A 24,124-nucleotide genomic window follows, 5' to 3' on the forward strand; every position below is an offset into this window, starting at 1 on the left:
GGCTCACCCGCCGAACGCTTTCCGGATCCGCGCCGCGATGAACGGTTCGGGGTCGGTCTCGTCGACGGCGGTCTCGAGAAACTTCGCCTGCCCGCCGCCGGCGTGCACGTAGTCGAGGTTCTCGTGCTGCAGCTTCGACACGAGCGACGTGAACCCGACCTGGCCAGTGAGGTCGTCGACGACGGAGAAGCCCGACTTGTCGGAGTCGCCGGTGTCGGTCGGGCTGAGCTCGCGGGCCCGCTTGAGGGTCGCCTTGTTCCAGTCCCGGATGCCCTCCTGCGTGGCCTTCTCGGTCGTCGTCAGGATCGGGAGGTGCATGCGCATCGGATCGCTCCTCTCGGCTCGGGCGCTACTCGAGGGAGAGCACCAGGTGGGACGGCAGCGGCGGGTCGTTCTCGTCACGTCCGACGGCGAGCACCCTCGCGGTGCGCTCAGCGGTGGTGCCAAGCCACACGGTGACGAGCTCGCCCTCTCGGACGTTCGCGGCAAGCGGGACGGTGACGGTCGAGGACGAGACGACCTGGTCGCCATCCGTCGTGCGGACGAGGCGACGCTCGTCCTTTACCTCGGCGACGGAGCTGCGCGTTGCGCCGGGCGCCGGGCCGAGGCCGCCGCCACCGATCGACTGGATACGGACCGTGTGCGGCCACCAGAACGAGCTGTCCCAACTCATGAGTACTCGCCCTCCGGCCAGACCTTCGCGAGCGGCCGGTCCTTCGGGAACGACCCGCGCGGGAGCCCCGGTGCCGCGGCCTCGTCGACGCCGCACAGCGAGCGGAGGCCAGTGAGGTCCTCCTGAGCGAATGAGGATCGGATGTCGCGGAACGAGATCGTGGTGCCGTTGCGACCCTGCGATGCGACCGCGCCTGTGCCGACGATCGTGGCGCGCGCGACGACGCCCTTGAGGATTGCGAGCGCATCCTTGCCCTCGTCGGAGTCGAGCTCGAACGTGGTGATGCACGGGGCGACTGCTCGAGCGCGGACGAGGATGCGCCGCGCGAGGTCCTCGTCGCCACCGAGGTCGGCAGGAGTGATCGCCATGAAAGTTCCCTTCGACGGCCTGCGCTCCGTAGAGCGGTCGAGAAACCCGAGATCGAGTGCTCGGGCGAGTTCGCGCTTCTACGCCGCGATTCGGGCGCACAGCACCAGCGCGAGGTGCAAGAGAGGACCGGCCCCCGGCGAGAAGCACCGGGGACCGGTCAAGCACACCGACCCGTAGCGGTCAGGGCTGCTTCGCGGCGGGAGCCTTCGCTGCCGGCGCGTTCTTCTTCTCGATCTCCGCCTTCGCGGCGTCGAGGTCTGCCTGAGCCTGCTTCAGCTCGGCCGCCTGCGCGTCGGTCGCGGCCTTCACCGCTGCGTCGACATCGGCCTGAGAGAAGACGGTCGGCTCCGGCTCCGGGTCGGGCTCCTCGAGCACGGCGATGAAGCCCTGCTTGGTGAGCCGCTTGATCTGCTCCTTGTCGACGCCCTCGGGGAGGATGTCGCCGCGGCGCACGAACTGGGCAACGCTGTTGCCCGACGGCGAGCCGATCGACACCTTCACGACGGCGGCGGTTGCGACGTGACGGTTGCTCATCACGGGGCCTCCGTTCCGGTGAGGTAGAACGCGGCGAGCGGATCGGTGACGATCGGCACGTGCACGTTGCGGGCCTGCAGCCGCGTCTTGTCGGCCTTCGGCTCGCGGATGGGGGCGATCTCGACGCCGGTGTCGCCGCCGATGTGGCGGTATTCGGGCGACGGGATCTGTTCCCGGGCGATGCCGCCGAGGCGGCGACGGTCCAGGAACAGCGGGTCGGGCAGGTCGTCGCCGTCGTCCGAGATCCAGGTGATGCCGGCCACGGTCGGGAATCCGTCCGTGAGCGCCTGGCCGCTGTCCTTCGGCAGGATGTCGAGCAGCTCGGGGATGACTTCGGCGTACTGCTCGCCGGGCAGCACGACGGTGTCGATGTTGTACCCGAGCTTCTGCTTGCGGACCGCGGCCTTGATGCGGAGCGCGTCCTTGTACACCTGCTTGCCGGTGGTCCAGGTCGCGCCGGCTGCCATCGTGTTCGTGACGGACGACATCACGGCGCCGAGCGCTGCGTCGTTTGCCGAGAACACGAGTTCCGTCTGCAGGAAGGTGAAGGCGTCGTCGACGATCGCGCCGAGGAGTCGGCCGATCTGCTCGTCGGTGACCTCGGTGCCGAGGCCCTCCTTCATCGCCTGATAGAACTCGTACTCCTCGGCCGACATGGGCGTGAGCTTGTACTCGGCGCCGGGCGCGACGATCTCGGCACCGCGCACGGCACGAATGACCTCGTTCTTCGGGACGCCGATCGCGCCGCCCGTGATCGTGAAGCGCTTCTGCAGCAGGAACAGTCCGAGGAACTGCTGTGCTGAGAGGATCTCCGCGAGTCGACGAGCGACGAGCGTGGGCGACTTGAGGAACGCGACGAGGTCAGCGGCCGAGACGTTGGCGAACTGGCTCGGAGTGAGCGGGTAGGTCTGCATGTTCGTCTCCTTTCTCAGAGCTGGATGGCGCGGACGGTGGCGCCGTCGACGGCCGACGTGAGCGCGACGTAGACCGCGGTACCTGCCGCGAGCGTGCGCACGGCACCCGCAGCAGCGGTCTCGAGCCGCTGGCCGCGGGTGATGGCACCCGACGCCTTGAGCTCGTGGATGGGCTTGCCGACCTCGACGGTGGCCTTGTCACCGACGGCAGCGTCGTGCCCGGCGACGCCGACGACCTTGGCGGACGCGGCGGCGGCCGGCGCGACCGTCATGTCAGCGGTGCCGACCTCGACGACCTGGCCAGCCGTGACGGCGGTCGTGACGCCGAAGGTGACGGTGTCACCCGGGCGGAACAGCGGGAGGTAGGAGTTGGCCATGATCAGGCACCTTCCTTCGCGGCGCCGCCGTAGACGCGGGCGTAGAGCGCGGACTCCGAGTCGGTGACCTCATCGGAGTGCCCCAGCTCGGCCACCGGCAGCGCGGTGTTCTTGGGGAACTTCTCGAGCAGGGCGGTGATGCCCTCCTCGTCCTTGTCGAGCTGCTCGCGCCACGAGTCCTTCGACTCGGCCGTGATGCGGCCCTCCTTGAGGGCGCTCGCCACGATCGCATCGCGGCGAGCGCTGATCTGCTCCTCGCGTGCCTGAGCACCGAGGGCGGCCTGCGCCTTCAGATCCTCGAGCGCGGCGCCGTCCATGACGACCGCACCCTTCGGCAGCGGCGGGGTTGCGGCGTTCGCCGCGGGGTTGTCGGCCTTGCCCGCGAGCGCCTCGTCGAGAGCCGCGAACACGCTCTCGTCCGAAGCTTCGGCGTCGGTCACACCGAGCCGCTTCACGATGCCAGCCTTGAAGTCGTCGTGTGCCACGACGCTCTCCTTTCGGTTGGGGTCACCCGACTCGGTCGAGACCGGGAGTTTGGGGGCCGAGGCTCGGACCTCGGACGCGAAGACGACGAGGCGGGCGGCGGAGTCTTCCGGCTCGTCCTCGTCAGGAATCAGGAGCGCCTCGTCGTCGGCGCCAACCGTCTCGGCCTCGCCGGCATCCGGCACGACGGCCACCCGATCGGCGAGCCCTTCCTCGACCGCTTCGCTCGCGGTCATCCAGGTCTCGTCAGCGAGCAGCGTCGCCCAGTCCTTCTCGCCGGCCTTCGCCGTGTAGATCTCGACGATGGACTTCTCGATCCCGTCGAGGATCTCTGCCTGCTTGCGCAGCACGGTCGCGTTGCCCCACGCGATGACCGACGGTGAGTGGATCATCATCTGCGTCCCGGGCGACATCACGCACTCGTTGCAGCCAGCGGCGACGACCGAAGCGGCGGATGCCGCGCGACCGTCGACGACTGCGGTCACGGTCGCCTTGTGGGCGCGCAGCATGTTGAGGATCGACACGCCCTCGAACACCTCGCCACCGGGCGAGTTGATGCGCAGCACGATCTGGTCGACGGACTTCGGAAGCGCATCGAGCACGGCGCTGACGTCCTTGGCCGAGACACCCCAGAACCCGCCCCACGAGTCGATCGGACCGTAGAGCCGGATCGTCGCGACGGTGCCATCCCCCGAGGGGGCCGGCGTGGTGACGGCGTTGAAGAACTCGGCCTTCGACTGCGGGAGCGGCTCCTTGCCCCAGTAGCGGTTGTCGCGGCGGGTCATGCTGCCTCCTCAGGCTGCTCGGGTTCGTTGTCCGGGCCGAGATCGGCGCCGGCCTGGCGCACGATGTCGCGCGCTTCCTTCTTCGTCAGGACCGGGCCCACTCCGAGGTAGACCTTCTGCACGGTCTCGGCCACGTCCCGCGCCTTGTCAGCGTCGGTCTGCTCAGGGTCGGCCGCCGAGTCGTCGACCGCGTCCATGACCGGCAGCCCGTAGAGGGCGCGGAGGTGTGCCTCGAGCGCGGGGTTCCAGCGGATCGCGCCCGAGTCCAGGAGGGCTCGGATTGCTTCGGCGGTGGCCGGGTGCTCGGCGCCGATCTTCGGCGGTACGAGTCGCGGCGCCGGCTCGTTCGGTCCCCAGTTCGCGTCGACGAGATCCTCGATCACGTGCTGCTGCACGGTCGTGGCGATGTGTCGGGCCAGCGAGTTGAGCGACTTCGTGAAGAAGTTCTCGAAGGTGTCGCCGAGCGCGTAGGAACCGGTCGAGTTGTCGCCGCCGAGGTTGAGGAAGTTCGCGAGCACGGCGCGCGCGATCTGCTCGTCGTAGTACCGGATCTGCTTGTCGAGATCGGGCACCTTGCCGGTGACGCCCTTGAAGTCGAACGACGCACCGTGCGGCATCGACACGCCTGCAGCGTCTCCGGCCCGGGCGTTCTTCGCGATGTCGAGGCCACGTGCGATCTCGGCGTCGAGCCATTCCTTCACGAGCACGTCGTCGTCGAAGTCCGGCGGCGGTGCGCTCGTGTAGCTCGGCAGCCCGAGCCCGTTGCGCTCGGCGGCGAGCGCCTGCACCCGCAGCGTGCGGTCCTTCAGGAGCCACATCTTGTACGCCGCGCGGAGCAGCGAGACACCGATCCAGTTCGCGCCCTCGCGTTCGTTCACGAACACCACGAGACGGTCGATCGGGATCGTCACGCCACCGGCGACGCCGGGCTGGATTCGCACGCCCACGTTGGACGGGGCCATGGTTCCGACGCCGTGCTGCACGATCGCGGTGAGCCCGCCGTCGCGTTCGGTCTTGAATTCAGCGATCGTGCGCGGCGGCCGCCATGCCAGCTTCTGCAGGTGCGCGAGGCCGAACGCGTCGACCGAATACACCTGCTCGAACACCGAGTGACCGAACACCAGCTCGAGTAGCGCGAGCCGCAGGAACTCGTCCCACGAGAACCGGCCCTTCGTGCGCAGCGGCGCCTTCCGCTCTACCCCGACGATCCCGAGGTCGAGGTCGTTCGCGATGTGCTCGGCAACCTCGTCGCGGACGCCGACCGAATCGAGCCGCCACTCCGACTCGAGGAGCGGGAGGATCACGGCGCGCAGCACCGACATGACCTGCGGGTCCTCGCGGCGCATCCGATCGAACACGTCGAGCGAGAGCGGCCAGACGAGCTCCGGGTTCGTCTCGTTGACCTCGGCGAGCATCCCCGCCCAGCCCGCGAGAGCTCCCGTCTGGTATCCGATCTCGGTCAAGGCGGGCCTCCTGTCAGAACGCGGCGACAGCGAGGCTCGCTTCCGCGGTGCTCTCGACGTCGTCACGGGTGAGAATCTGTGCCGCGGGCGGCGGCGGTGGGGGCGGCTTCTTCGGCGGCGGCACGAATGCCTCGAGCGCGACGAGCGCGTTCGTGGCTGCCACGGCCGGCGACGTGTCGACCGGTGATCCGTAGCGGTCCCACACCGGCATCCCGGAGAGGTCCTTCGTGGTGCCGTTCGCGATCGCCAGATCCAGCGGGCCCTGCGACCGGTGCCGGACCTTGTCGGCCTGGATGCGCTTGTTCAGCCGGTCCGCCGACGTCAGCAGTGTCGAACCCGAGATCGACACGACGTCGAAGCCGGCCTCCTTGAGGTCCTCGACAAGATCGGCCGCCGGGCATCCCCGCGTCTGCAGCGCCACCTGGTTGATACCGGTCTTGGCGCGGACCGCCTTCGCGTGCTTCACAACCCACGACATACCGGTCCGCTGCGCGATCAGCTCGAGGTGAACCCGACCGTCAGTCCGGTAGCCGGCTACGCAGATCACGCTCGACGTGCTGCGCGCCGACGACATCACGTCGATGCCCATCGTCATCCGAGAGCCGTCGGCGATCTGCGAGCCGAGCTCGATCACGTTGTCGTCGTCGTCGAGCACCGGGCCATCGGCGGATGACGACCACCCGTCGCCCTTGATGAACGGTTCGACGCGAGACGTCACCCAGTCGCACAGGATCTCGGTGCGCTTCGTTGCCTCGGGCTCGTCGCCGAGAAGGTCCGACCAGATCGACTCGAAGAACATCGGCTTGTAGCCAACGGACGGGTTCGCCTGCAGGATGCCGGGAATGTCGAGCAGCGGCTTCCCCGGCTCCGCCGACCACTCGAACAGAGCGGTCGCGACGTCGTGGGTATTCGCGAACTCCTCGAGCGTCTGGATGCCGGACTCGACGTACTGCTCGTACTCGCGGATGGTCTTGATCGCACCGTCGCGGAGCGTCCGCAACACCACCGACTTGATGTCGCCGGCCGAGGAGATGCCCCACAGCTGCGAGTTGAAGATCGCGTTCTTCGTCTTCGACACCGAGCCCCAGACGTCCCACGTCTGCTGCTCCCGCATCTCGTCCATGATCACGCGCGCCGCGGACTTGCCGCGGCCGCCCATGCGCGACGCCGCGCGCGGCTCATACTTCGCGTTGTTCCGCAGCCGCAGCGACTTCTTGCCGTTCGTCTTGACCGGCTTCCGGGTCTCCGTCGCCAGCCACTCGACGACGTACTCCTCATCGTCCTCATCGGGCGTCGGGTCGCACCGCTTCAGCGCGGCATCCCACGCCTCTTCGGCGATGTCGAGGTTCTGCGCCGTGCCGAGGATCAGGAAGTCACGCGCCGGCAGATGCTCCGGGAAGCTGTCCGCGTCGACGAACAACCACCACAGCGCGAGCACCGTCAGCAGCGTCGTCTTCCCGTTCTGCCGGCCGACGAGAACGAACACCTTCCGGAACCGGTAGGTCCCGTCCTCGTTCAGCTCGAGCGCCCGGATCAGCAGCGCCTTCTGCCACGGGTACAGCGTCACACCGAGCACGTCGCGGGCGAAGTCGATGACCGAGAACCCGTGGGACGTCTCCGGCGTCAGGTCCCGTAGCGGCTTCGTGCACAGCCGCGGCTCCGTTGCCCCGACGTGCTGCCCGTACTGCTTCGCGTCGGCGTACACCGCACGCTCGTACGCGTCAGCCTGCGGCGCGAGCCTTGTCCCTCCGGATGCGATCAAGGGGCGACTCCTCCACGATCTCGAGCTTCGGCGGCGACGTCGGTCCGACGGGATCCGTCGCCTCCGTCTCGCCTGCAGCTCGCACCGGTTTCGGTGCCGGCCTCGGCGCGGCCGCGCGCTCGAGCTTCGTCACCGCCGAGTCGTATAGCCGCAGCAGATTCAGCGGCGCCTCTTCGGGGCCGGCCTTGTCCATGCGCCGCGCAAGATTCCGCGCCATGTCGATAAGCGCGGCGTGCACACCGTCCTCCGCCAGCCCGCCCGCCCGAATGGTCCGATTCACCGCCACCAGGCACGCACGAGACGCCATCAGACCTCCTCGGAGGGGGTGGAATCCGCCGATCAGACGCGGGGGGAGAGGATCACTCCCCCGGTGAGTGGTCCGCCCCCAGGGTCGATGTCTGAATTTTCTGCGGGCTACGCGAATGGGTTCGTGAGGGCGAGGCGGAGGCGCCGCACGCGGTGCCTCTGGGGTGGCTGCTGCCACGTGATGAGGGCATCGGCGTGAGCCGGCCAGGTGACGCTTCGAGTGTCGTTGTAATGACCGGTTAGAGGATTGGACTCAAGCTCGCCGTGTCCGGGGACCGTGATGGAGCTCCTGAGGGACTCGCCCGGCTCGAGCTTCGCAGTCACGATCTCGCGTGAGGCGTTCGGGGCTCCTGTAATGGTGAGACGTACGTTGTACGCAGGGCCATCTCCGATGTTCCAGAGCTCGACGGGCAGCCCAACCTCACCATCGCGGTTCGTCCACCAGTTGCCGCTGGGCTGTGACGCCTCCACCCTGAAGAACGGCTGCGGACGTTCTGCCCGGGCGACGGCGAGCCCGATCAGAGACGCGACGAGCGCGCCGATGATCGTTGCAATGAGGGTTGCCCAGAACGCGTTCCAGTCGAACCCTGACATGGCGTCGGCAATGCGGTCGAGCTGGCAGGCGATCGTACAATCCACAGCGGCACTCTATGACCTCCCCCGGTCATGCCCACTGGCGGGACGGGATGCCGAGGTCGACGACGGGTGATCCGTTGCCGCGTTCGCGGTTGCATCCGGCGTGCGATGGTCGCTTGTTCTCCGGGTCTTCCTGCAGGTGGGGGTGTGTGGAGACGGGCCAGAAGTGGTCTTCCTGGAAGCGGTCGTCGTTGCCGTAGTCGTCCCATGCGGCCGCGTAGTCGATCGGGAGGTCGCAGATCCAGCAGGGCTCGTCGTTCGCCTCGCACTGGGCGCGGAAGTCGACACGCTGCTTGTGCTGCCGGCGGGTGTTGGTTCTGGCTCCCATGGGGTCTCCGTCGGGGCTGGCAGGGCGCAGTTTGCGGCGATTTCAGGTTGTGCGTGCCCTGCGCGCGTATAACTCGGTCCCTTAGTAACTAATCAAAGAGCTGTGACGATTGAGAAAACTGCGCCCTACGGCGCCCTGTAGGGGTGAAACCCGCGGAATTACGCGGGAATCAGAGGGTCAGGTTGCTGTTTTGAACTGCGCCCTAACTGCGCCCTGTCGTTGAAACTGCGCCCTGGCTGATCGGGGGCAGGGCGCAGTTTCAGGGCGCAGTTTGCGGACGGCTCGTGCGAGCGGTTCCGGTGGCTATACCTGGCTGCTCTGTTCTGCTGTGCGTAGGGCGTCGATGCCTTCGGTGAGCTGCGCGATCTTGGCCTGAAGGAAGGCGCGGCGCTCCTGCAGGAGTTGTCGTTGGGCGTCGGCGGTGGCGATGTCGGTGTCGAGCTGGGTGACGTCGGCGATGGCTTTCTTGCGTTCGCTTTCCAGCGACATGCGGGATGCGCTCAGTCCGTCGCTCATTCGTCTCCTCGGTCGCGGTGGGCTGTGTGCGGGGCGCCGGCGGTGTTGGCCGGTCGGCGCCCCGCGGGGCGGTGCAGGTGCTCCTCGCCCGAGGAATCGGCGGGCGTCGTGGGAGTCCTTCGCGGCGTGCATCGTGCCCGCGTTGACACCGGCTGGCGTCCCGGCCGGGAGGAGCCTGCGGGGTGCTGCTCGTACTCCCGGCCGGGGTTGCTGTGGGGAATGACGAGAGCCCCGGGAGCGGTGGTCGCTCGGTCAGGGCTCTCGTGCTTGGTGTTGTTGCCGACACCTGTACAACCATGACGTTAGGGGCGGCAAGTACTCCTGCGTCAACTGCGACGCGCTGATTCGTTTCGGCGTGTCTTAACTGAGGAGCTTCGCGAGTACTGGGCCGGCTGCGGGGCCACGGTGCACTTCGTCGGCGTAGTGCGCCTTGGTGGTCTTCTCGTCTTCGTGTCCGAGTTGGTCTTTGGCTGCTGCGATGCCGAGCTCGTTGCGGATGACGGTGGCGACGGTCTTGCGGAAGCTCTTCGGCGTCACGCCCGCGAATGGGGTGTCTCGGAGGGCGGCGCGCCAGACGGTGCGGTAGTTGTTCGGGTGGCGGAAGGTGCCGACGGCGGAGGGGAACACGAATTCGGAGAAGGATGCGACGCGGCGACGGAGGAGCATCTCGACGATGGGGTCTGGGAGCTCGAGCTCGCGGTAGCCGGCGTCTGACTTGGTGAACTCCTGGACGAAGAACTTCTCGTCGCGGTCTTGTGCGATGGTGCGGCGGATGGTGACGACCTGGGCGGTGAGGTCGAGGACGTCCCACTGCAGTGCGAGGAGCTCGCCGGTACGGACGCCGGATCCGATGATCATGTCGGTGCTGTCGAGGAGGTCGCTGGCGCGCGGTTGTCGGCGGCGGCGGTCGCCTTCCTCGCGCGGTTCGGTGCCGGCGTCCCACATCTCGAAGCGGGTACGGATGCCGCGGATCACGTCGGCGTCGGGGGCTGCTGCGCGGCCGCGTCGCTTCGGCTTCTCCGGCGCGGGCACGTCGACCATGGGGTTCGGTTTGACGGCGCCGTGTCGTGAGGCGAGGGCGAACATGCCGCGCAGGACGACGTGAGCGGTGGTGGCGGTGCCTGGCCCGGATGCCTTGGTGACGGCGGTGATGAACCGGTCGAGGCGTGGGACGGTGACTTCCTTGAGTCGCACGGAGCCGAGGCCGGGTTTGATGTGGTTCTGGATCGCCTTGCCGTAGATGCGCAGGGACCCCTCGGCGAGCTTGCCCTTCGAGTCGATCCACTTCTCTGCGAGCTGCTCGACGGTGGAGTCGGGTGAGAGGTCGTCGCTGGCTGGCGCGAGCTGCTGCTTCAGCGCCTTGATGAGGTTGCGTTCGGCTTCGGCGGGCGTCTTGCCTTGCCGCTGCATCGGACGGGTGCGGCCGTCGGAGCCGCGGTAGTTGGCGATCGCGGTGGGCTTCCCGTCGACGGTGGTGCGGCGGATCTTGCCCCACGTCTCGAGCTCGAGTGGCGGCCTAGGCATAGGAGCTCCTGTAGTGCCATTGGTTGATGCCCATGCGGGGGCGGACGTAAGTGACGCCGCGGAGCCGGGTGAGGCAGTGCTCCTGGTAGACGACGACCAGGTCGGGGGTGACGCGCAGCTCCTCGGCGATCGACGCGACGTCGTGCGTGATTCGCTCGAGCTCGGCGTACCGGGCGGGGTCGATCAGGAGGCGGGCTGCGAAGGCGTCGGCTGCGCGCTCGCTGCGCGGGTCTTCCTCGCAGTTGTGGCCGTGGTGGTCGTGGCCGAGCTCGTGGGCGAGGACGACGCGACGCTCGATCGGGGTGAGGTTGAAGTCATAGACCACCTGGCGGCGTTCGGCGTCGTAGTAGCCGCGGTACGGAGCCGGCAGATGTGCGACGTGCACGGTCACCCCCTGCCGCGCGGCGTACGCAATCAGCTCACGCAATCGATCCCCCTCGAATGTGCAACGCGCACCAGCCTCCGCGAGACCGCCGACATTCAGTCGGCAGGGTCCCCGCCGACGCGCGGCTTCTTGTCTGCGGCACGCTTCTCCGGCAGGTCTTTCTTGGCGATGCGACCGATGTAGGGGATCTCGTCCTCGGGCTTCGGGGCGGCCTTCTCGTCGAGCACCTCCTGGATCAGCTCGGAACTGATCGGCTCGGTGAGCGCCTCGGTGGCGCTGCCTGCTTCGATACGCCGGACGATCTCCTTGGAGAGCTCGAGGTCGGTGTACTCATCCAACCCGTACGCCTTGGGCACGCTCGTGCTGGCGAGGTCGTCGGTGGTGAGGTAGCCCGTCGCGATGAGAGCGAATACCGGGCTCTGCCCCAGCTTCCGAGCGACGGCCACGATCGTGTCCGCGTCGGGGCGCTGAGTTTTCCCGCTGAGCCACCTGCTCACAGTGGCATCGTTCTGGCCGAGTGCGACGGCGAGGTCTGCCTGTGAGAGGTCCGGCGCTGCGCGCTTCAGGTACTCACTCCATGGTGTCGGTGATGTAGCCACACCCCCGAGTATTGCATGTCTGCAATGACTTTGCATCCGCGTTGCCGCAAGATTCCGCGGATTCCCGGTTAGACACGATTGCAGGAGAGTTGCAATGCCGCAGGTTCTGCGTATGGTTACTCGCATGCAGGAACTTGACACCAATGCAGGAGAGCCCAAGACCTGGCTGCGCCGCGACAAGCTGAACGACCTCCGGAAGGCCAATGGCATCCAGACCGAGGCCGAGCTTGCGCGGATTATCGGCGTCTCTCCTGAGACGCTCTGGCGCGTCTCGACGCGTAAGCAGCCGGCCTCGGGCGACTTCATCGCTCGTGCCCTGATCGCGTTTCCTCACGCGTCGTTCGAGGTGCTGTTCGAGGTCACCGCCAACAAGCCGGTCGCGGCGGTGGCGTGATGTCCGGTCGGTGGCTGACGCCTGTTCAGGTGTCGGAGCGGACCGGGTTCTCGGTCAAGACGCTCGCGAACTGGCGGTCGAAGACTCGGGCGGGTGAGCCGACCGGTCCCGCGTTCGTGAAGGCCGGTGCACTCATCCGCTACGACTCGGACGCCGTCGCCGAGTGGCAGCAGACGTTCGAGGCGGTGGCCTGATGCGCGCGCTGCTCGCCTGGATCGCGTTCGTCGCCGGCGTCCTGTTCATCGTCGTCGACGTCGTCCGCCTCAGCATCACGGGCCTGTTCCTGCTCGGCGTCGTGCTGCTAGTCGTCTGGGCCTGGGGCATCGACGCCTTCCGGGCCAGCTTCTGGATCGCCCCGATCGACGGATCGCACCCCGACGCGCTCGGGTCCCTCGACTTACTCGAGCGTCACGGCGTCCGCCGTCCCGACGTATCCGCTCCCGCCGGGGACGCCAACTCCCCCGACACCGCGACGTAATCCCGACCGTCGCCGCGTCTCCGGCGGGCCTCACCCAGACCCCATCCCCCACCACCTCACCGAATCACCGATCTAACAGGAGTCAGCATGTCCACCACCGCCATCGTGCGCGTCGATCCGAAGACACTGCTCATCGGTCCCAACGTTCGCAAGGAGGTCACGCTCCGCAAGGAGTTCGTGGCATCCGTCCAGCAGCACGGCATCCTCGTGCCGATCATCGCCCAGCAGACCGCTGACGGTCTTGAGGTTGTCGACGGGCAGATGCGCACTCTCGCTGCCGTCGACGCTGACCTCACCGAAGTCCCGGTGTTCGTGCAGCCGGCGATCGTCGACGAGGCGTCCCGCATTGTCGAGCAGATCGTCGTCAACGAGGACCGGGCGGGCCTGACCACGACCGATCACGTTGCGGCGATCGCGCAGCTCGCTCTCGACTTCAAGCTGCCTGCTGCCGAGATCGCGAAGCGCACGGGTGCGACGAAGACTCAGGTGGCCGCGGTCGTCACGGCCTCGAAGTCCCCGCACGCTACCGCCGCGATCGGCCAGGAAGGCGTGACGCTTGAGCTCGCCGCCAAGATCGCCGAGGCGGGGCTCAGCAAAGCCGACACGAAGCGGGTCATCGAGGCGCGGTGGAACAAGGACCACGCGTTGCAGCAGATCCTGGACGAGCGCGCGGCCGCGGCACGTACGAAGGAGCTCGAGAAGGAGACGAAGGCCGCCGGTGTCGCAATCGCGGCAAAGCCGTCGACGGGCGACTACTACGCCAAGGAGAAGAACAAGCACCTGTTCCTCGACCAGCTCGTTGACAGGGCCACCGACAAACCGATCGCCCTCGCGGAGCACGCCGACTGCCCTGGCCACGCTGCCTACGTCGGCGTGCGCGGCTACAACGGAAAGGTCGAGGTCCACTACCTCTGCACCGACCCTGCCAAGAACGGCCACCGCGATAAGAACCGCGCCGCCCCGACGAAGCTCACTCCGGCCGAGCGTGAGCAGAAGCAGCTCGAGAAGGCCCGTGCCGAGCAGTGGCTCTCAGTCACGACGGTGCGCACGACGTGGGTCCGCGAGCAGCTCCTCACCCGCCGCACGATGCCGACCGGGTGGGACCTGTTCCTGCTACACGACCTCACCGAGACGCACGCACGAGCCTGGGGGCAGTGGCAGAAGCTGGCGCTCGAGCTGTTGCAGCGCCCCGCAGCCGAGGACGACTGGTATCCCGCGCGCACCCTCGCGGCGTGGGCGGCCGAGAAGCCAATCAACGCGGCCCGCGCCGCTCTGGCTTCGGTAATCGCTCGTCACGAGGCGGAGCTCGGTGTGAAGGGCGGCTGGTCGAAGGTCTCGCCCGTCTATCTGCGGCTGCTCGCCGAGTGGGGCTACGGCCTTAGCGAGATCGAGCAGGCGATCGTCGACGCCGCGGGAGCGGACGCGTGAGCCGGCTGCAGCTGCGCACACCGGCGGTGCTCCGCCGCCGCCCGTTCCACGCACGGCGCGCCGTCGCTCACGACGCACCCATGGAGTACTCGACGAAGCCGGTCGCGCCCCGCTGGCTCGTGATCGGTACCGGCATCCTCGGCGCCGGCGTCCTCGTCGAGATCCTCATCGGTCTGGCGGTGCTCGCATGATCGCGGTGGGCCTGGACCCGTCGCTGACCTGCACCGGCGTCGCGGTGATCGACACCGAGGGCGGCGCTCTCACTCGGCGCATCGTGTCGCCAAACCTCGGGACCACGCTGCTCGCTCGCCGTGAGCGTCTCCGCCGCGCGATCGCCGGCGTCCTCAACTCGGTGCCCGCTCGCGTCGACGTGACGCTCATCGAGGTCCCGAACTCGACAAAGCAGCACGGCGCGCACGGCGAGCGGATGGCCCTCTACTGGTGGCTCGTCGACCAGATGTTCGCCCGCGGCCCCGTCGTCGAGGTTGCCCCTCCGAGCCGCGCGAAGCTCTCGACCGGCAACGGCCGCGCGAAGAAGGGCGACGTCGTCGCGTCCCTCCGCGCCGCATTCCCGAATGCCCACATCCCCGACGACAACGTCGCGGACGCTCTCGGCCTCGCGTGGGCCGGCGCCCGCTGGGCCGGCATCCCCACACCCGCCTATCTCCCCGGCCAAGAGGAGGCGCACGCGCGCCTCGCCTGGCCCGCCGGAACCACCCACTGAGAGGAATCACCCACATGGTCAAGCTCGCCCCGTCGCTCCCGAAGGAGTACGACGACAACGGCCTCGAGTCCAACACTCGTCACCTGCTCAACATCTATCCGAAGCAGGAGTACGTGCCCGTCGTCGCGCTCGTGCGCACGAAGGAAATCACGCAGACCGAGAACTTCGAGCGCGTCCCGAAGGTGGAGATCGTCCACATCGAGATCGCGGTCGACGCCGACGACCAAGAGGACGTGCGCGACCTCATCCAGCGACTCCACGACGGTCGTGTGCAGCACATCAAGCAACCCCTGGATCTGCCCGACACCGACCCGGAGCCCGCGACACCGCTCGAACTGGAGGCGAGCGTCGGCGAGTACTCGATCGAGATCTCCGACGAAGCGCCCGGGGTGTTCGGCCTCTCGCTCGTTGCGGCGTCAGGCGCCCACGTGCTCGACCGTCACGCCCTACCTCGTGCCGAGTACGGGGAGATCCTGCCCGGTGCGCACACCCTGCATCTGCTCGAGCCTGCGCTCGGGGAGCTAGTGCGGCAGCTGATTGGCGAGTACGAGCAGGGCTTCGCCGTCAGCGAGGACGACGTCGTTGTGGACGCCGAGCTCGTCGACGAGACCACCACCACTGAGGAGGACTGACCCATGAGCACGCCCGCACCCATCACGCCCATTCGCCCCGACCAGCCCGCGCGTCAGTCCGACGCGATCATGCAGCGTCTGATCGAACGGCGCGCGACGATCAAGGCCGATCAGGAGATCCTCGCCGGCGAGCTCGAGGCGATCGACGGGCAGCTGATCGAGCTGCTCGGCGGCGAAGTCGGCACCCATGAGATCGCCGGCACGAAGGTCGAGATCCGCGAGTACTCGCGCACCGACTACGCCGCGCTCGAGAAGAAGTACCCCGCCGCTGAGTACCCGCAGCTGTACACCACCAAGGCGTCGCTCAACCAGGACGTCGTGAAGAGGCAGTTCGCACCGGCCGCGCTCGACGCGTTCAAGGTGCGCGGCAAGAAGTCGGTGGTGGTGAAGTGAGCAGCGGCCAGGACACGGTCCGCGCGACCGTCTACCTGCAAGTGCAGCCCGAGTACTCGTGGCAGGCCAAGCAGTACCGACAGTTCGATACGCCGAGCGCCATCCAGGGCGCGAAGGTAGTCGGCTCGACGCAGGGCAAGTCGCAGAAGCCGAAGCCGGGAACGGTTGAGGTGAAGATCATGGTCGAGCTGCCCAAGGGCGCGTTCCTGCCGCTGCGCCCGGAGGCGATCGTCGTGATCCCCGAGTCGCTCACCCAGCCCCACCCGGTCACCGTGGAGGCCGAAGACGCGAACGAGTCGCAGGCATGAGCTCGGTGGAGGACCTCTACCTCGGGGTCATCAAGGACGGCATCGCACGGCATCCGCGGTCGCTGCAGAAGCGCATCGGTCCCAGCGAGATCGGCCGACCCTGCGACAGGTGGATCCTCCACAAGCTCAACGGCGACGGCGAGCCCGACCGCGGTCCCGCCTGGAAGCCGGCGGTCGGCACCGCGGTCCACGACCAGCTCGAGCAGTGGTTCGACGCCGCGAACCGTGGCGGCGGCGAGGTCGACCGCACCGAGTGGGTGACCGAGTGGCAGGTGACAGTCGGGCAGATCGGCGGCCAGGACATCGACGGCCACTCTGACCTGTTCCACGTTCCGACCGGGACCGTCATCGACCACAAGATCGTCGGCCCGAAGCAGCTCTCCAAGTACCGGCTCCACGGACCCAGCCAGCAGTACCGGGTACAGGCACACCTCTACGGCAAGGGGTTCACCGCCGACGGCGGATGGGGCCCGTGCCGCAACGTGGCGATCGCGTTCCTCCCCCGCGACGGCGAGCTCCACAACACCTACTTCTGGTCGGAGCCGTACGACGCGCACCTCGCGGCCGAGGCGATGCTCCGCGCGAACCGACTGTGGACGATGCTCACCGTTGTCGGCATCGAGGCGGCGCTCGCCGCGTCGCCGCTGTGCGATGACGAGTGGTGCACCTGGTGCAAGACGGAGAAACGCGCCCAGCAGCGGGCGGCCGGCGGGTCGCTGTTCGACATCGGCGAGCTCCGCGTCGTGCCCGAGCCCGAGGTTGCGCCGCGGCCGCTCGCCGCGCTCCCCACGGCCCCTGCGCGGTGCACCGCCTGCGGTGAGCCGCTCTCCCCGATCGCCGCGATGGGCGGCTTCACCACCCACCCGACGTGCGACCCCGAGACCCCGGCCCCGACGCCGGTTCCCGCGACACCGCAGCCAGCGGTGCTCGCACCCGTCACCAACCTGTTCGACCGCTGACAAGACCAACCAAGGAGAAGACATGTCCCTTTTCGATTCCAGCAACAAGGGCCTCAAGTTCGACCAGATCGGGGTGTCGCATAGCGGCACCGTGAAGTCGGCGCCGCGCGAGCGGCAGCAGACGAAGTTCGGTAGCCAGGAGCCGGACTTCTGGCCCAACGGTGACCCGAAGATGCAGATCCTCGTCGACCTGCAGACGAACGAGCGCGAGGACCCGAACGACGACGGCACCCGCACCCTCTACGTCGCCTCGAAGAACATGAAGCGCGCGATCAGCGACGCGATCCGCGCTGCGGGCGCGTCCGACATCCTGCCTGGCGGGGTGCTGACCGTGCAGTACGTGGGCAACGACCCGGCGTCGGCGAACCCGGCGAACCCGGCGAAGCTGTACGCCGTCCAGTACACGGCTCCAACGTCGGCGTTCGTGCAGCCTGCGGCCGCGGCACCCGCGGCTCAGCCGGTGCAGCAGTCGCCGACGTTCGTGCCCACGACGGCGAATGTCGCGCCGCAGCAGGCCGTGCAGCAGCCGGTCCCCCAACAGCAGGCGCCGTTCGCGGCTCCGGCTCAGCAGCCGCCCCACCCGAGCGGGCTCACTCAGGACCAGATCGCGCAACTGCAGCAGCTGCGTGCCGCACAGATCCCGGAGGCGACGATCGCCACCGCAATCGGTGCGACCGCGCAACAGATCGCGGTCCTCGACGCCACCCCGTTCTGACCCGACCAGCCGCGCCGCCACCGCCGCGCGGCCTGCAGGGGCCTCCCGAGCCCCACCAGCCCTGCCACGCGGTGTGCAGCCTGTTCGAGCCAGGCCAGGGCACATGACACAACACACCTTCGAACCGAGCATCGCCACACACCCTGCCCGCTGCCCAGACTGCTTCAGCTTCATCCAGCCGGGCGACCAGATCACCCGCGGCAACGCCTTCAGCGAATGGCGGCATCTCCGATGCCCTCTCACGAAGTTCGACTTCGACGCCGCGGCTGTGTGCCCCTCGTGCTTCACGGTCCGCGCCAGCAGCGGAGCGTGCGCGTGCGCAGAGTGATGGGATCAGTCAGGCAGTTCCACCCAGCTGACTGTCGAGGCGTGAGTGATCAGGAAGGTCACGGTGCCCCCGGTGCCAGCGCGCTCGAGCCGCAGCGGAGCGGGCAGCTTGCCCGTCGCGATGTTCTCCAGCTGACTCCTCACGGCCTCCCACTTGTGCGGATCCGAGAAGTCGAACCGGGACTGCGATTCGCCCTCGCCGATGTAGAGGTGCGCCACGTTCTTCGCCATGCCTCGAAGTGTAAGCGGCGCGATCGAGCGCGGACCATCCATCACCAGAAAGTCTCAGCATGACTGCCCTCCTCGCTACGGCACACGAGCTCCACGCCGCAGGGCTGTCTGTTGTTCCCGTCGCTGCCGACGGGACGAAGCGGCCGCGTGTCTCGTGGAAGAACTACACCTCGAAGCCGGCCGACACAGACCAGCTGCAGTCCTGGTTCGGCGACGTCGTCGAGCAGGGCATCGGCCTCGTCACCGGGTACGGCGACGTCGAGATGCTCGAGGTCGAAGGCAAGGCGATGGGGTCGATGGGCGACGTCGTCGAGCTGCTCGACGGGACAGGCCTCCGCCCCGTCTATGACCGGCTCGTCTCCGGCTGGTCCGAGCAGTCACCGTCCGGCGGGCTGCACCTGTTCTACCGGCTCGACGGCGGCGAGGTCCCCGGGAACACGAAGGTCGCGCAGCAGCCGAAAGACGAACCGCCCTACCGTGACACGCTCGCCGAGACGCGCGGCACAGGCGGGTTCGTCGTGCTCGCCCCGTCGGCCGGGAAGGTGCACCCGACTGGCCGCGCCTGGATCCGCCTCGCAGGTGGCCCAGCGTCGCTGCCGACGATCACCCGCGAGGAACGGGACCAGCTGCACGCCGTCGTGCACGCCGCGCTCGACACCATGCCGCCCGAGGAAGCCGCGGCCGGCCCGGTCGACGCGAAGTGGTCGACGACGTACCACGCGGCCGCTGGCGACATCACACCCGGTGATGACTTCGAGGCGAAGACGGACTGGTCGGAGATCCTCGTCGGCTGGACCCTCGTCATGACCCGCGGCACGACGAAGTACTGGCGGCGCCCGGGCAAGAACGACGGGTTCAGCGCGACCACCGGGCACGCTTCGGACCGCGATCGCCTGTACGTGTTCACGTCGTCGACGGCGTTCGAGCCGGAGATCCCGTACACGAAGTTCGGGGCGTACGCGCTGCTCAACCACCGTGGCGATCACGCGGCCGCGGCCAAGGCCCTCGTCGACGCCGGCCACGGGTACCGGGCGCCGCGGGAACTGGCGCCCGGGTCTCGGACGACGTCCACGGGCACGCAGATCTCCGCGCTCGGCAACCCGGTGGCCGCGACAGCACCGGCCGTGTCGATCGGCTCCGACAGTGCAGACCTCACCGACGACGGGAACGCACGCCTCCTGGTCGCCGAGTACTCCGGCGAGCTCCGCTACGTCCCGGATGCCGGGAAGTGGGTCACGTGGGACGGCACCCGCTGGGCGTGGCATCCGGACGACGGACCCGCGATCGAGGCGGCGCGTGACGTGATCCGCCGCATCCCGACCGACAACGTCCAGTTGAAGGCGTGGCGGCTGAAGTCGATGCGGGCACGGGCGATCGCCGATGCCGTGCGCCTGGCGCGTGCGACGCCGGCGATGCGGGTCCCGGCCTCGCAGTTCGACCGGCACCCGTGGCAGCTGAACACCCCTGGTGGGGTGGTCGACCTCCGCACGGGGGCGATCGCCGCGGCGACGCCGGCACTGTTCCACTCGAAGCAGACATCCGTCGCCCCGGATGCGTCGATGCCGACGCCGCTGTGGAACAAGTTCCTGCAGACCACGTTCCAGTCGAACGCGCCGCTCGAGCGGTACATGCAGCGCCTCGCCGGGCTGATGTTCATCGGCGAAGTGATCGAGCATGTTCTCCCGTTCGCGCATGGCGCCGGGGGCAACGGCAAGGGCGTGTTCGCCGAGGTGATGCTCGGTGTCGCGGGCGACTACGGCACGTCGGCACCGCAGGGGTTTCTCGTCGTGGGCCCCACCAAGCACCCAACCGAGCTCGCGATGTTGCAGGGTCGACGTCTCGTCGTCACGTCCGAGATCAACGAGGACACGAAGTTCGACGAGGCGAAGATGAAGGCCCTCACCGGTGGTGACACGATCACTGCCCGCTTCATGGGGAAGGACTTCTTCGACTTCAACCCGTCGCACACGTTCCTCCTCCTCGGCAACAGCCAGCCGAAGGTCGAGACGGGCGGCGACTCGGTGTGGCGCCGCCTCCGTCTGATCCCTTTCACGCACTCGGTGCCCGAGGCCGACAAGATCGAGAACCTGCAGCAGCGGCTCGTCGACGAGGAAGGGCCGGGGATCCTCGCGTGGATCATCCAGGGCGCCGTCGACTACGCCACAGACGGCCTCCGCACGCCTGACGTGGTCCTCGCCGCGACCGACACGTACCGGGCCGAAGAGGACCACCTCGGCCGGTTCGTGGAGGACCGGTGCCGCGTCGGCGGCGGCGACATGGTGCGGGTGGAGATGAGCGAGCTGCGCCGCGCGTACGACGCGTGGTGCAAGGAGCAGCACGAGGACGCCGTGACGACCACCGCATTCGGCCGGCAGCTGAAGCAGCGGTTCGACATCGGCACAGCGAAGTCCAACGGTCGCCGGTTCTACACGAACGTCAGCCTCTACGCGCCCGAGACAGTCGACGACGGCGACGCCGAGCTCCGGTGGGATCAGCGATGACCGCCACCACGCCTCTCTACGCCGCCTGCACGCGCTGCGGCGGCCGCGTCCTCGAGGTGCGCTGGGACTGGCACCAGGACGTGCTGATCGGCGACCCGCAGCTCGAGCCGGTGTCGCTCGACTACCAGCAGATCACCGCTTGCGTGATCGCCGGCATCCCGCTGTGGCAGGTCCACGAGCACGCCGGCCGCACCGTCACGAGCCACCGAACCGCCTACTGGCCCAAGCGCAAGGTCCCCGGCCACGTCGCCCCTGAGCACGGGTGCGGCCGCGTGTGGGATGCGTTCCCGCTCGAGCTCGCACCTGACCCCGCATCCATCCCCGACACCTGCCCCTTCTGAAGGAGATCACAATGAGCACCAGCATCACGCGCGTCACCGAGCGCACGATCGTCGCCGTCGACCTCGAGGACGACGGGTCGATCGAGATCCGCACCGGCGGCAGCTCGGGCTACCGCGAGACGCTCACCGCCGAGCAGGCGCGTCAGCTCGCGGCCGGGCTGCTCGAGCTCGCCGACGAGTCCGAGAAGTACTTCGCCGAGACCGCGGCCGCGGCGATCGCCGTCACGGTGCACGCGGCGCCCATCGGCACCGCAGACGTCACCGCCTGCTGTGGCGTCCTCCCGTGGCACCTTCCCTCGATCGACCGCATCACCAGCACGGATTCCGAGGTCACGTGCACATGGGCCGCGACCGCGCGAGCAGAATGCGCATGAGCACGACACCCGGCATCAAGCTCGTCTGCACGCACGACGGCTGCGAGAAGCGGTCCGTCGCACGGCGCCTCTGCCACGCGCACTACCAGGCCGCGTGGAAGGCCGGCGAGCTCGGGCAGCACGTGAAGCTCCCGCCTCGCGAGAAGAAGAACGACCACGTGTGCCCCGACGACCACAAGCACGCGGCCGCGTCAACCTGCTTCATCCAGCACCAGTGCCGGTGCACGCCATGCGTCGAGGCGCACAACGCGCGTGAGCGGAACCGGAGCAAGCAGAAGGCGTATGGCCGGTTCGACACCGGTCTCGTCGACGCCGGCCCGGTCCGAGAGCACATCCTGAAGCTCGGTGAGTTCGGCATCGGGTACAAGCGGGTCGCCGAGCTCGCTGGCGTCGGCACTACCGGTGTGCGCACGCTGATCTGGGGTCGCCAGGACCCCGGCGATCGGTACGGCGAGATCCCGAAGCGGGTTGCCCGCGAGAAGGCGGAGAAGATCCTCGCCGTGCAGGCGACCATCGAGAACCTCGGCGCCCGCCAGTCCGTCCCTGCACGTGCCACGCACCGGCGCGTGCAGGCGCTCGTCGCCCGCGGTTGGTCGCTCTCCAAGGTCGCGCGTCTCCTCGGGTGGACGGTCGAGAACTTCCACACGATGATGCGCCGCGACATGGTCGGCGCCGCCACCCACCGCGAGGTCGCTGCGCTCTACGAGGAGCTCTGGGACGTCGCCCCTCCGCGCGAGACGCACCGCGACAAGATCGCCTACACCCGGTCGCTGAACTTCGCGAAGCAGCGTCGCTGGCTGCCCCCGCTCGCCTGGGACGACATCGACACCGACGAGGAACCACCTGTCCCCGACGAGGAAGGTGCCGTCGACGAGGTCGCGATCGAGCTGGCGATCGCCGGCGAAGGCGTCCGACTCCGGCCCGCAGAGCGCCGCGAGTGCGTGCGCCGCCTCCACGCCGAGCGATGGAGCGACGGCCGGATCGCCGAGGCAATCCGCTGCACCTCCAAGACGGTGATGCGCATCCGCGAGGAGCTCGGCCTTGGGGCGTTCGACCAGACCGAGCTGCGCGCGAGAGGGGCAGCATGAGCCCGAAGCCGTTCCGGCCCGCCTTCTCCCCTGAACCGCGGCCCCGCCCAGCGCCCACCACCCGGTGCAAGCGGTCGTGCTGCTGGTCTCCCTACGGCCACATCCCCCGGCCGGAGTGCACCTGTCACCCGCGAGGCGGCGTGTCGTGAACGTCGAACTCGCTCCGGTCGACGCGATCGACCCGGATGCCGCGTACCGGGAGTGGGTCGACCAGTACCTGTGGCACGTCGACCAGCTGCCGAACGTGGTCCAGGCGACCGGGACCGTCGCTATGGCCCCGCGCCGCCTCCGCGCCGCGCAGCTCCGCGAGCGGGTCTCGGGCGGCGGGTACATCGACAACATGCCCGTCGTCGACGGACCCGAGTCCCGCAACGCGGCCGCCGTCTGGCAGGTTCTCCGCTCCTACCTCACGGTCGCGTCCTCCCGGGTCGGCGTGGAGGCACCTATCCTCCCGCCCGGGCTGCCCGACGACATCGAGCTCGCACGCCTGTGGGCCTACTCGGCGAACGAGTGGCTCGCCGCGGCCGTGTACGACATTCGGGACTGGCCGGACCTCACCGCGCTCGAGGCGGAGCTGTTCCGCCTCATCCGCAGAGCACGTACCCGCCTCGACACCGGCACCGTGCGCCGCGCCCGCCCCGAGTGGTGCACCACCTGTGGCGAGGAAGGCGTGCTCGTCGACTGGATCGACGGCCCCGACGGCGAACCGATCCTCACGAAGGGCTGCAAAGTCTGCGGCCAGACCTACACCGAAGGAGCCTTGCCATGAACGAGCCGCTGATCTGTCCGGCGTGCGAGAAGCCGATCGGACCGGGCGAGCGCCGAGTGTCCTGGTTCACCCGCAACGCCGACTTGAAGACGACAGAGCGGGGCGCGGTGCACCTGGCCTGCATCCTGCCCAGCCACACGGATCGGAGCACGCCGCGCGACCTCTGCGGGCGGCGGCATCCAGGACCTGGCACGCCGGGCGTGTGCGACCGATGAGCATCCTCTACGTCACCCACCGCGACGAAGAGACAGGCATCGTCGCCGCGATCACCGACGACCCCTGCCCCTGCGGCTGGCCGGAGACCGTGCTGCACATCGTGCCTGACGGCACGATGAAGCGCGGGTGCCCGTCCTGCGAGACCGAGACCGAGGTGGCGACGTGAGCGCGTCAGAGCGGGCGGCCCGTCAGCGGGCGGCGGATGCCGCGAGCAAGCAGGCGCGGCTCATCGACCTGCAGGCGCTGCTCGCGATCCCACCGGTGCGAAACGACGGCCGCGGGATCGACACCCTCATCCCGACACAGCGGGCCGCTGCCCGCCGCGACGACGCATGAGCGACCTTCTCACCTATCGGCAGGCCGCGGCCCTCGTGAAGCGGTCTCCGCGCACGATCCGGCATTGGCGGCAGCAGGGCATGCCGATGGGCTGGGAAGAGCGCGACGGGCAGCGTGTGCGCGTCGTCGAGCAGGAGGTGCTGCAGGCCTGGTTCCGAGCCCGCCTCCTCGCCTGGCCCACCCATCGATGGCGGATGCGGAAGAAGCTCACCCAGCTTGATTCCACAGCGGCAACGGACTGATGCCCTCGCCCCGG

At 68.6% G+C, this 24,124-nt stretch carries 36 protein-coding genes; 19 read left to right on the plus strand and 17 right to left on the minus strand.

Annotated features, from left to right (window positions below):
* Window positions 1-3 precede the first annotated feature (3 nt).
* The 16 genes from HF576_RS01890 to HF576_RS01965 form a co-directional block, all read right to left on the minus strand.
* Window positions 4-324 (minus strand): hypothetical protein, encoded by a 321-nt coding sequence (locus tag HF576_RS01890; protein ID WP_168911082.1) that lies wholly within the window; start codon window positions 322-324, stop codon window positions 4-6.
* Window positions 325-349: 25 nt separating this feature from the next.
* Entirely contained in the window at window positions 350-673 is a 324-nt protein-coding gene (locus HF576_RS01895) for a hypothetical protein (protein WP_168911083.1), read from the minus strand.
* Window positions 670-1,041, minus strand: a complete 372-nt coding sequence (locus HF576_RS01900) for a hypothetical protein (protein WP_168911084.1) — start codon at window positions 1,039-1,041, stop codon at window positions 670-672. Before HF576_RS01900 ends, HF576_RS01895 begins: the two co-directional genes overlap by 4 nt.
* Window positions 1,042-1,222: 181 nt before the next feature.
* The gene (locus HF576_RS01905; RefSeq protein ID WP_168911085.1) at window positions 1,223-1,576 is read right to left on the minus strand and encodes a hypothetical protein; all 354 of its coding nucleotides are present in this window, start codon (window positions 1,574-1,576) and stop codon (window positions 1,223-1,225) included.
* The gene (locus HF576_RS01910) at window positions 1,576-2,490 is read right to left on the minus strand and encodes a phage major capsid protein (protein WP_168911086.1); all 915 of its coding nucleotides are present in this window, start codon (window positions 2,488-2,490) and stop codon (window positions 1,576-1,578) included. The genes HF576_RS01905 and HF576_RS01910 overlap by 1 nt, the downstream gene beginning before the upstream one ends.
* Before the next feature lie 14 nt (window positions 2,491-2,504).
* On the minus strand, window positions 2,505-2,867 hold the full coding sequence (locus HF576_RS01915) for a capsid cement protein (protein WP_168911087.1): 363 nt from the start codon (window positions 2,865-2,867) through the stop codon (window positions 2,505-2,507).
* A 2-nt stretch (window positions 2,868-2,869) separates the two neighbouring features.
* Entirely contained in the window at window positions 2,870-4,135 is a 1,266-nt protein-coding gene (locus HF576_RS01920) for a head maturation protease, ClpP-related (protein ID WP_168911088.1), read from the minus strand.
* Window positions 4,132-5,598, minus strand: a complete 1,467-nt coding sequence (locus HF576_RS01925) for a phage portal protein family protein (protein ID WP_205834627.1) — start codon at window positions 5,596-5,598, stop codon at window positions 4,132-4,134. The genes HF576_RS01920 and HF576_RS01925 overlap by 4 nt, the downstream gene beginning before the upstream one ends.
* Before the next feature lie 13 nt (window positions 5,599-5,611).
* Window positions 5,612-7,360, minus strand: coding sequence for a terminase (locus HF576_RS01930; protein WP_168911089.1), 1,749 nt, complete (start codon window positions 7,358-7,360; stop codon window positions 5,612-5,614).
* Complete coding sequence (locus HF576_RS01935) at window positions 7,320-7,667, minus strand: hypothetical protein (protein WP_168911090.1); 348 nt, start codon at window positions 7,665-7,667, stop codon at window positions 7,320-7,322. Before HF576_RS01935 ends, HF576_RS01930 begins: the two co-directional genes overlap by 41 nt.
* 107 nt (window positions 7,668-7,774) lie before the next feature.
* On the minus strand, window positions 7,775-8,305 hold the full coding sequence (locus tag HF576_RS01940; protein ID WP_168911091.1) for a BatD family protein: 531 nt from the start codon (window positions 8,303-8,305) through the stop codon (window positions 7,775-7,777).
* Window positions 8,306-8,330: 25 nt separating this feature from the next.
* A complete protein-coding gene (locus HF576_RS01945; RefSeq protein WP_168911092.1) occupies window positions 8,331-8,630 on the minus strand; it encodes a hypothetical protein in 300 nt (99 codons plus the stop codon).
* A gap of 303 nt (window positions 8,631-8,933) precedes the next feature.
* Window positions 8,934-9,146: a hypothetical protein gene (locus tag HF576_RS01950; RefSeq protein WP_168911093.1), complete on the minus strand. Its 213-nt coding sequence runs from the start codon at window positions 9,144-9,146 to the stop codon at window positions 8,934-8,936.
* A 360-nt stretch (window positions 9,147-9,506) separates the two neighbouring features.
* Window positions 9,507-10,670, minus strand: coding sequence for a tyrosine-type recombinase/integrase (locus HF576_RS01955; RefSeq protein ID WP_168911094.1), 1,164 nt, complete (start codon window positions 10,668-10,670; stop codon window positions 9,507-9,509).
* Window positions 10,663-11,097 carry an ImmA/IrrE family metallo-endopeptidase gene (locus HF576_RS01960; RefSeq protein ID WP_168911095.1) on the minus strand — a complete coding sequence of 145 codons (435 nt, stop codon included), beginning with the start codon at window positions 11,095-11,097 and terminating at the stop codon, window positions 10,663-10,665. Before HF576_RS01960 ends, HF576_RS01955 begins: the two co-directional genes overlap by 8 nt.
* 53 nt (window positions 11,098-11,150) lie before the next feature.
* Window positions 11,151-11,654 carry a helix-turn-helix domain-containing protein gene (locus tag HF576_RS01965; RefSeq protein ID WP_168911096.1) on the minus strand — a complete coding sequence of 168 codons (504 nt, stop codon included), beginning with the start codon at window positions 11,652-11,654 and terminating at the stop codon, window positions 11,151-11,153.
* 124 nt (window positions 11,655-11,778) lie between these two features.
* On the opposite strand from HF576_RS01965, the gene HF576_RS01970 reads away from it, so the two are divergent.
* The 11 genes from HF576_RS01970 to HF576_RS02020 all read left to right on the plus strand — a co-directional run bounded on the left by HF576_RS01970 (window position 11,779) and on the right by HF576_RS02020 (window position 17,685).
* Entirely contained in the window at window positions 11,779-12,048 is a 270-nt protein-coding gene (locus HF576_RS01970; RefSeq protein ID WP_168911097.1) for a helix-turn-helix domain-containing protein, read from the plus strand.
* Between the two features lie 29 nt (window positions 12,049-12,077).
* Window positions 12,078-12,242 (plus strand): excisionase, encoded by a 165-nt coding sequence (locus tag HF576_RS01975; RefSeq protein WP_168911098.1) that lies wholly within the window; start codon window positions 12,078-12,080, stop codon window positions 12,240-12,242.
* Complete coding sequence (locus HF576_RS01980) at window positions 12,242-12,526, plus strand: hypothetical protein (protein ID WP_168911099.1); 285 nt, start codon at window positions 12,242-12,244, stop codon at window positions 12,524-12,526. Before HF576_RS01975 ends, HF576_RS01980 begins: the two co-directional genes overlap by 1 nt.
* Window positions 12,527-12,613: 87 nt before the next feature.
* Window positions 12,614-13,954 (plus strand): ParB/RepB/Spo0J family partition protein, encoded by a 1,341-nt coding sequence (locus HF576_RS01985; RefSeq protein ID WP_168911100.1) that lies wholly within the window; start codon window positions 12,614-12,616, stop codon window positions 13,952-13,954.
* Window positions 13,951-14,145 carry a hypothetical protein gene (locus tag HF576_RS01990; protein ID WP_168911101.1) on the plus strand — a complete coding sequence of 65 codons (195 nt, stop codon included), beginning with the start codon at window positions 13,951-13,953 and terminating at the stop codon, window positions 14,143-14,145. Before HF576_RS01985 ends, HF576_RS01990 begins: the two co-directional genes overlap by 4 nt.
* Window positions 14,142-14,678 carry a crossover junction endodeoxyribonuclease RuvC gene (locus HF576_RS01995; protein WP_168911102.1) on the plus strand — a complete coding sequence of 179 codons (537 nt, stop codon included), beginning with the start codon at window positions 14,142-14,144 and terminating at the stop codon, window positions 14,676-14,678. The genes HF576_RS01990 and HF576_RS01995 overlap by 4 nt, the downstream gene beginning before the upstream one ends.
* A gap of 14 nt (window positions 14,679-14,692) precedes the next feature.
* Window positions 14,693-15,310 (plus strand): hypothetical protein, encoded by a 618-nt coding sequence (locus HF576_RS02000; protein WP_168911103.1) that lies wholly within the window; start codon window positions 14,693-14,695, stop codon window positions 15,308-15,310.
* Between the two features lie 3 nt (window positions 15,311-15,313).
* Entirely contained in the window at window positions 15,314-15,703 is a 390-nt protein-coding gene (locus HF576_RS02005; RefSeq protein ID WP_168911104.1) for a hypothetical protein, read from the plus strand.
* Window positions 15,700-16,011: a hypothetical protein gene (locus HF576_RS02010; RefSeq protein ID WP_168911105.1), complete on the plus strand. Its 312-nt coding sequence runs from the start codon at window positions 15,700-15,702 to the stop codon at window positions 16,009-16,011. Before HF576_RS02005 ends, HF576_RS02010 begins: the two co-directional genes overlap by 4 nt.
* Window positions 16,008-16,970, plus strand: coding sequence for a hypothetical protein (locus tag HF576_RS02015; protein ID WP_168911106.1), 963 nt, complete (start codon window positions 16,008-16,010; stop codon window positions 16,968-16,970). Before HF576_RS02010 ends, HF576_RS02015 begins: the two co-directional genes overlap by 4 nt.
* A 22-nt stretch (window positions 16,971-16,992) precedes the next feature.
* Window positions 16,993-17,685, plus strand: coding sequence for a hypothetical protein (locus HF576_RS02020; RefSeq protein WP_168911107.1), 693 nt, complete (start codon window positions 16,993-16,995; stop codon window positions 17,683-17,685).
* A 333-nt stretch (window positions 17,686-18,018) separates the two neighbouring features.
* On the opposite strand, the gene HF576_RS02025 is transcribed toward HF576_RS02020, so the two are convergent.
* On the minus strand, window positions 18,019-18,243 hold the full coding sequence (locus tag HF576_RS02025) for a hypothetical protein (protein ID WP_168911108.1): 225 nt from the start codon (window positions 18,241-18,243) through the stop codon (window positions 18,019-18,021).
* Between the two features lie 59 nt (window positions 18,244-18,302).
* Here HF576_RS02025 and HF576_RS02030 point away from each other — a divergent pair, with 59 nt between their 5' ends.
* The 8 genes from HF576_RS02030 (at window position 18,303) to HF576_RS02065 (ending at window position 24,110) form a co-directional block, all read left to right on the plus strand.
* On the plus strand, window positions 18,303-20,744 hold the full coding sequence (locus tag HF576_RS02030; RefSeq protein WP_168911109.1) for a phage/plasmid primase, P4 family: 2,442 nt from the start codon (window positions 18,303-18,305) through the stop codon (window positions 20,742-20,744).
* Complete coding sequence (locus HF576_RS02035) at window positions 20,741-21,085, plus strand: hypothetical protein (RefSeq protein WP_168911110.1); 345 nt, start codon at window positions 20,741-20,743, stop codon at window positions 21,083-21,085. The genes HF576_RS02030 and HF576_RS02035 overlap by 4 nt, the downstream gene beginning before the upstream one ends.
* Before the next feature lie 11 nt (window positions 21,086-21,096).
* Window positions 21,097-21,459 carry a hypothetical protein gene (locus HF576_RS02040; protein WP_168911111.1) on the plus strand — a complete coding sequence of 121 codons (363 nt, stop codon included), beginning with the start codon at window positions 21,097-21,099 and terminating at the stop codon, window positions 21,457-21,459.
* Complete coding sequence (locus HF576_RS02045; RefSeq protein WP_168911112.1) at window positions 21,456-22,547, plus strand: hypothetical protein; 1,092 nt, start codon at window positions 21,456-21,458, stop codon at window positions 22,545-22,547. The genes HF576_RS02040 and HF576_RS02045 overlap by 4 nt, the downstream gene beginning before the upstream one ends.
* 145 nt (window positions 22,548-22,692) lie before the next feature.
* A complete protein-coding gene (locus HF576_RS02050) occupies window positions 22,693-23,316 on the plus strand; it encodes a hypothetical protein (protein WP_168911113.1) in 624 nt (207 codons plus the stop codon).
* Window positions 23,317-23,527: 211 nt separating this feature from the next.
* On the plus strand, window positions 23,528-23,698 hold the full coding sequence (locus HF576_RS02055; RefSeq protein ID WP_168911114.1) for a hypothetical protein: 171 nt from the start codon (window positions 23,528-23,530) through the stop codon (window positions 23,696-23,698).
* Entirely contained in the window at window positions 23,695-23,868 is a 174-nt protein-coding gene (locus HF576_RS02060) for a hypothetical protein (protein WP_168911115.1), read from the plus strand. Before HF576_RS02055 ends, HF576_RS02060 begins: the two co-directional genes overlap by 4 nt.
* The gene (locus tag HF576_RS02065; protein WP_168911116.1) at window positions 23,865-24,110 is read left to right on the plus strand and encodes a hypothetical protein; all 246 of its coding nucleotides are present in this window, start codon (window positions 23,865-23,867) and stop codon (window positions 24,108-24,110) included. Before HF576_RS02060 ends, HF576_RS02065 begins: the two co-directional genes overlap by 4 nt.
* The last annotated feature ends 14 nt before the right edge of the window (window positions 24,111-24,124 follow it).

Source organism: Microbacterium salsuginis, from assembly GCF_012524205.1.
GTDB lineage: Bacteria > Actinomycetota > Actinomycetes > Actinomycetales > Microbacteriaceae > Microbacterium > Microbacterium salsuginis.

What these genes read in the sequence shown, in the direction of transcription:
- HF576_RS01890 (WP_168911082.1), bottom strand. Translation starts at nt 324, where the DNA reads ATGCGCATGCACCTCCCGATCCTGACGACGACCGAGAAGGCCACGCAG.
- HF576_RS01895 (WP_168911083.1), bottom strand. Translation starts at nt 673, where the DNA reads ATGAGTTGGGACAGCTCGTTCTGGTGGCCGCACACGGTCCGTATCCAG.
- HF576_RS01900 (WP_168911084.1), bottom strand. Translation starts at nt 1,041, where the DNA reads ATGGCGATCACTCCTGCCGACCTCGGTGGCGACGAGGACCTCGCGCGG.
- HF576_RS01905 (WP_168911085.1), bottom strand. Translation starts at nt 1,576, where the DNA reads ATGAGCAACCGTCACGTCGCAACCGCCGCCGTCGTGAAGGTGTCGATC.
- HF576_RS01910 (WP_168911086.1), bottom strand. Translation starts at nt 2,490, where the DNA reads ATGCAGACCTACCCGCTCACTCCGAGCCAGTTCGCCAACGTCTCGGCC.
- HF576_RS01915 (WP_168911087.1), bottom strand. Translation starts at nt 2,867, where the DNA reads ATGGCCAACTCCTACCTCCCGCTGTTCCGCCCGGGTGACACCGTCACC.
- HF576_RS01920 (WP_168911088.1), bottom strand. Translation starts at nt 4,135, where the DNA reads ATGACCCGCCGCGACAACCGCTACTGGGGCAAGGAGCCGCTCCCGCAG.
- HF576_RS01935 (WP_168911090.1), bottom strand. Translation starts at nt 7,667, where the DNA reads ATGGCGTCTCGTGCGTGCCTGGTGGCGGTGAATCGGACCATTCGGGCG.
- HF576_RS01945 (WP_168911092.1), bottom strand. Translation starts at nt 8,630, where the DNA reads ATGGGAGCCAGAACCAACACCCGCCGGCAGCACAAGCAGCGTGTCGAC.
- HF576_RS01950 (WP_168911093.1), bottom strand. Translation starts at nt 9,146, where the DNA reads ATGAGCGACGGACTGAGCGCATCCCGCATGTCGCTGGAAAGCGAACGC.
- HF576_RS01955 (WP_168911094.1), bottom strand. Translation starts at nt 10,670, where the DNA reads ATGCCTAGGCCGCCACTCGAGCTCGAGACGTGGGGCAAGATCCGCCGC.
- HF576_RS01970 (WP_168911097.1), top strand. Translation starts at nt 11,779, where the DNA reads ATGCAGGAACTTGACACCAATGCAGGAGAGCCCAAGACCTGGCTGCGC.
- HF576_RS01980 (WP_168911099.1), top strand. Translation starts at nt 12,242, where the DNA reads ATGCGCGCGCTGCTCGCCTGGATCGCGTTCGTCGCCGGCGTCCTGTTC.
- HF576_RS01985 (WP_168911100.1), top strand. Translation starts at nt 12,614, where the DNA reads ATGTCCACCACCGCCATCGTGCGCGTCGATCCGAAGACACTGCTCATC.
- HF576_RS01995 (WP_168911102.1), top strand. Translation starts at nt 14,142, where the DNA reads ATGATCGCGGTGGGCCTGGACCCGTCGCTGACCTGCACCGGCGTCGCG.
- HF576_RS02000 (WP_168911103.1), top strand. Translation starts at nt 14,693, where the DNA reads ATGGTCAAGCTCGCCCCGTCGCTCCCGAAGGAGTACGACGACAACGGC.
- HF576_RS02005 (WP_168911104.1), top strand. Translation starts at nt 15,314, where the DNA reads ATGAGCACGCCCGCACCCATCACGCCCATTCGCCCCGACCAGCCCGCG.
- HF576_RS02015 (WP_168911106.1), top strand. Translation starts at nt 16,008, where the DNA reads ATGAGCTCGGTGGAGGACCTCTACCTCGGGGTCATCAAGGACGGCATC.
- HF576_RS02020 (WP_168911107.1), top strand. Translation starts at nt 16,993, where the DNA reads ATGTCCCTTTTCGATTCCAGCAACAAGGGCCTCAAGTTCGACCAGATC.
- HF576_RS02025 (WP_168911108.1), bottom strand. Translation starts at nt 18,243, where the DNA reads ATGGCGAAGAACGTGGCGCACCTCTACATCGGCGAGGGCGAATCGCAG.
- HF576_RS02030 (WP_168911109.1), top strand. Translation starts at nt 18,303, where the DNA reads ATGACTGCCCTCCTCGCTACGGCACACGAGCTCCACGCCGCAGGGCTG.
- HF576_RS02035 (WP_168911110.1), top strand. Translation starts at nt 20,741, where the DNA reads ATGACCGCCACCACGCCTCTCTACGCCGCCTGCACGCGCTGCGGCGGC.
- HF576_RS02040 (WP_168911111.1), top strand. Translation starts at nt 21,097, where the DNA reads ATGAGCACCAGCATCACGCGCGTCACCGAGCGCACGATCGTCGCCGTC.
- HF576_RS02045 (WP_168911112.1), top strand. Translation starts at nt 21,456, where the DNA reads ATGAGCACGACACCCGGCATCAAGCTCGTCTGCACGCACGACGGCTGC.
- HF576_RS02055 (WP_168911114.1), top strand. Translation starts at nt 23,528, where the DNA reads ATGAGCATCCTCTACGTCACCCACCGCGACGAAGAGACAGGCATCGTC.
- HF576_RS02065 (WP_168911116.1), top strand. Translation starts at nt 23,865, where the DNA reads ATGAGCGACCTTCTCACCTATCGGCAGGCCGCGGCCCTCGTGAAGCGG.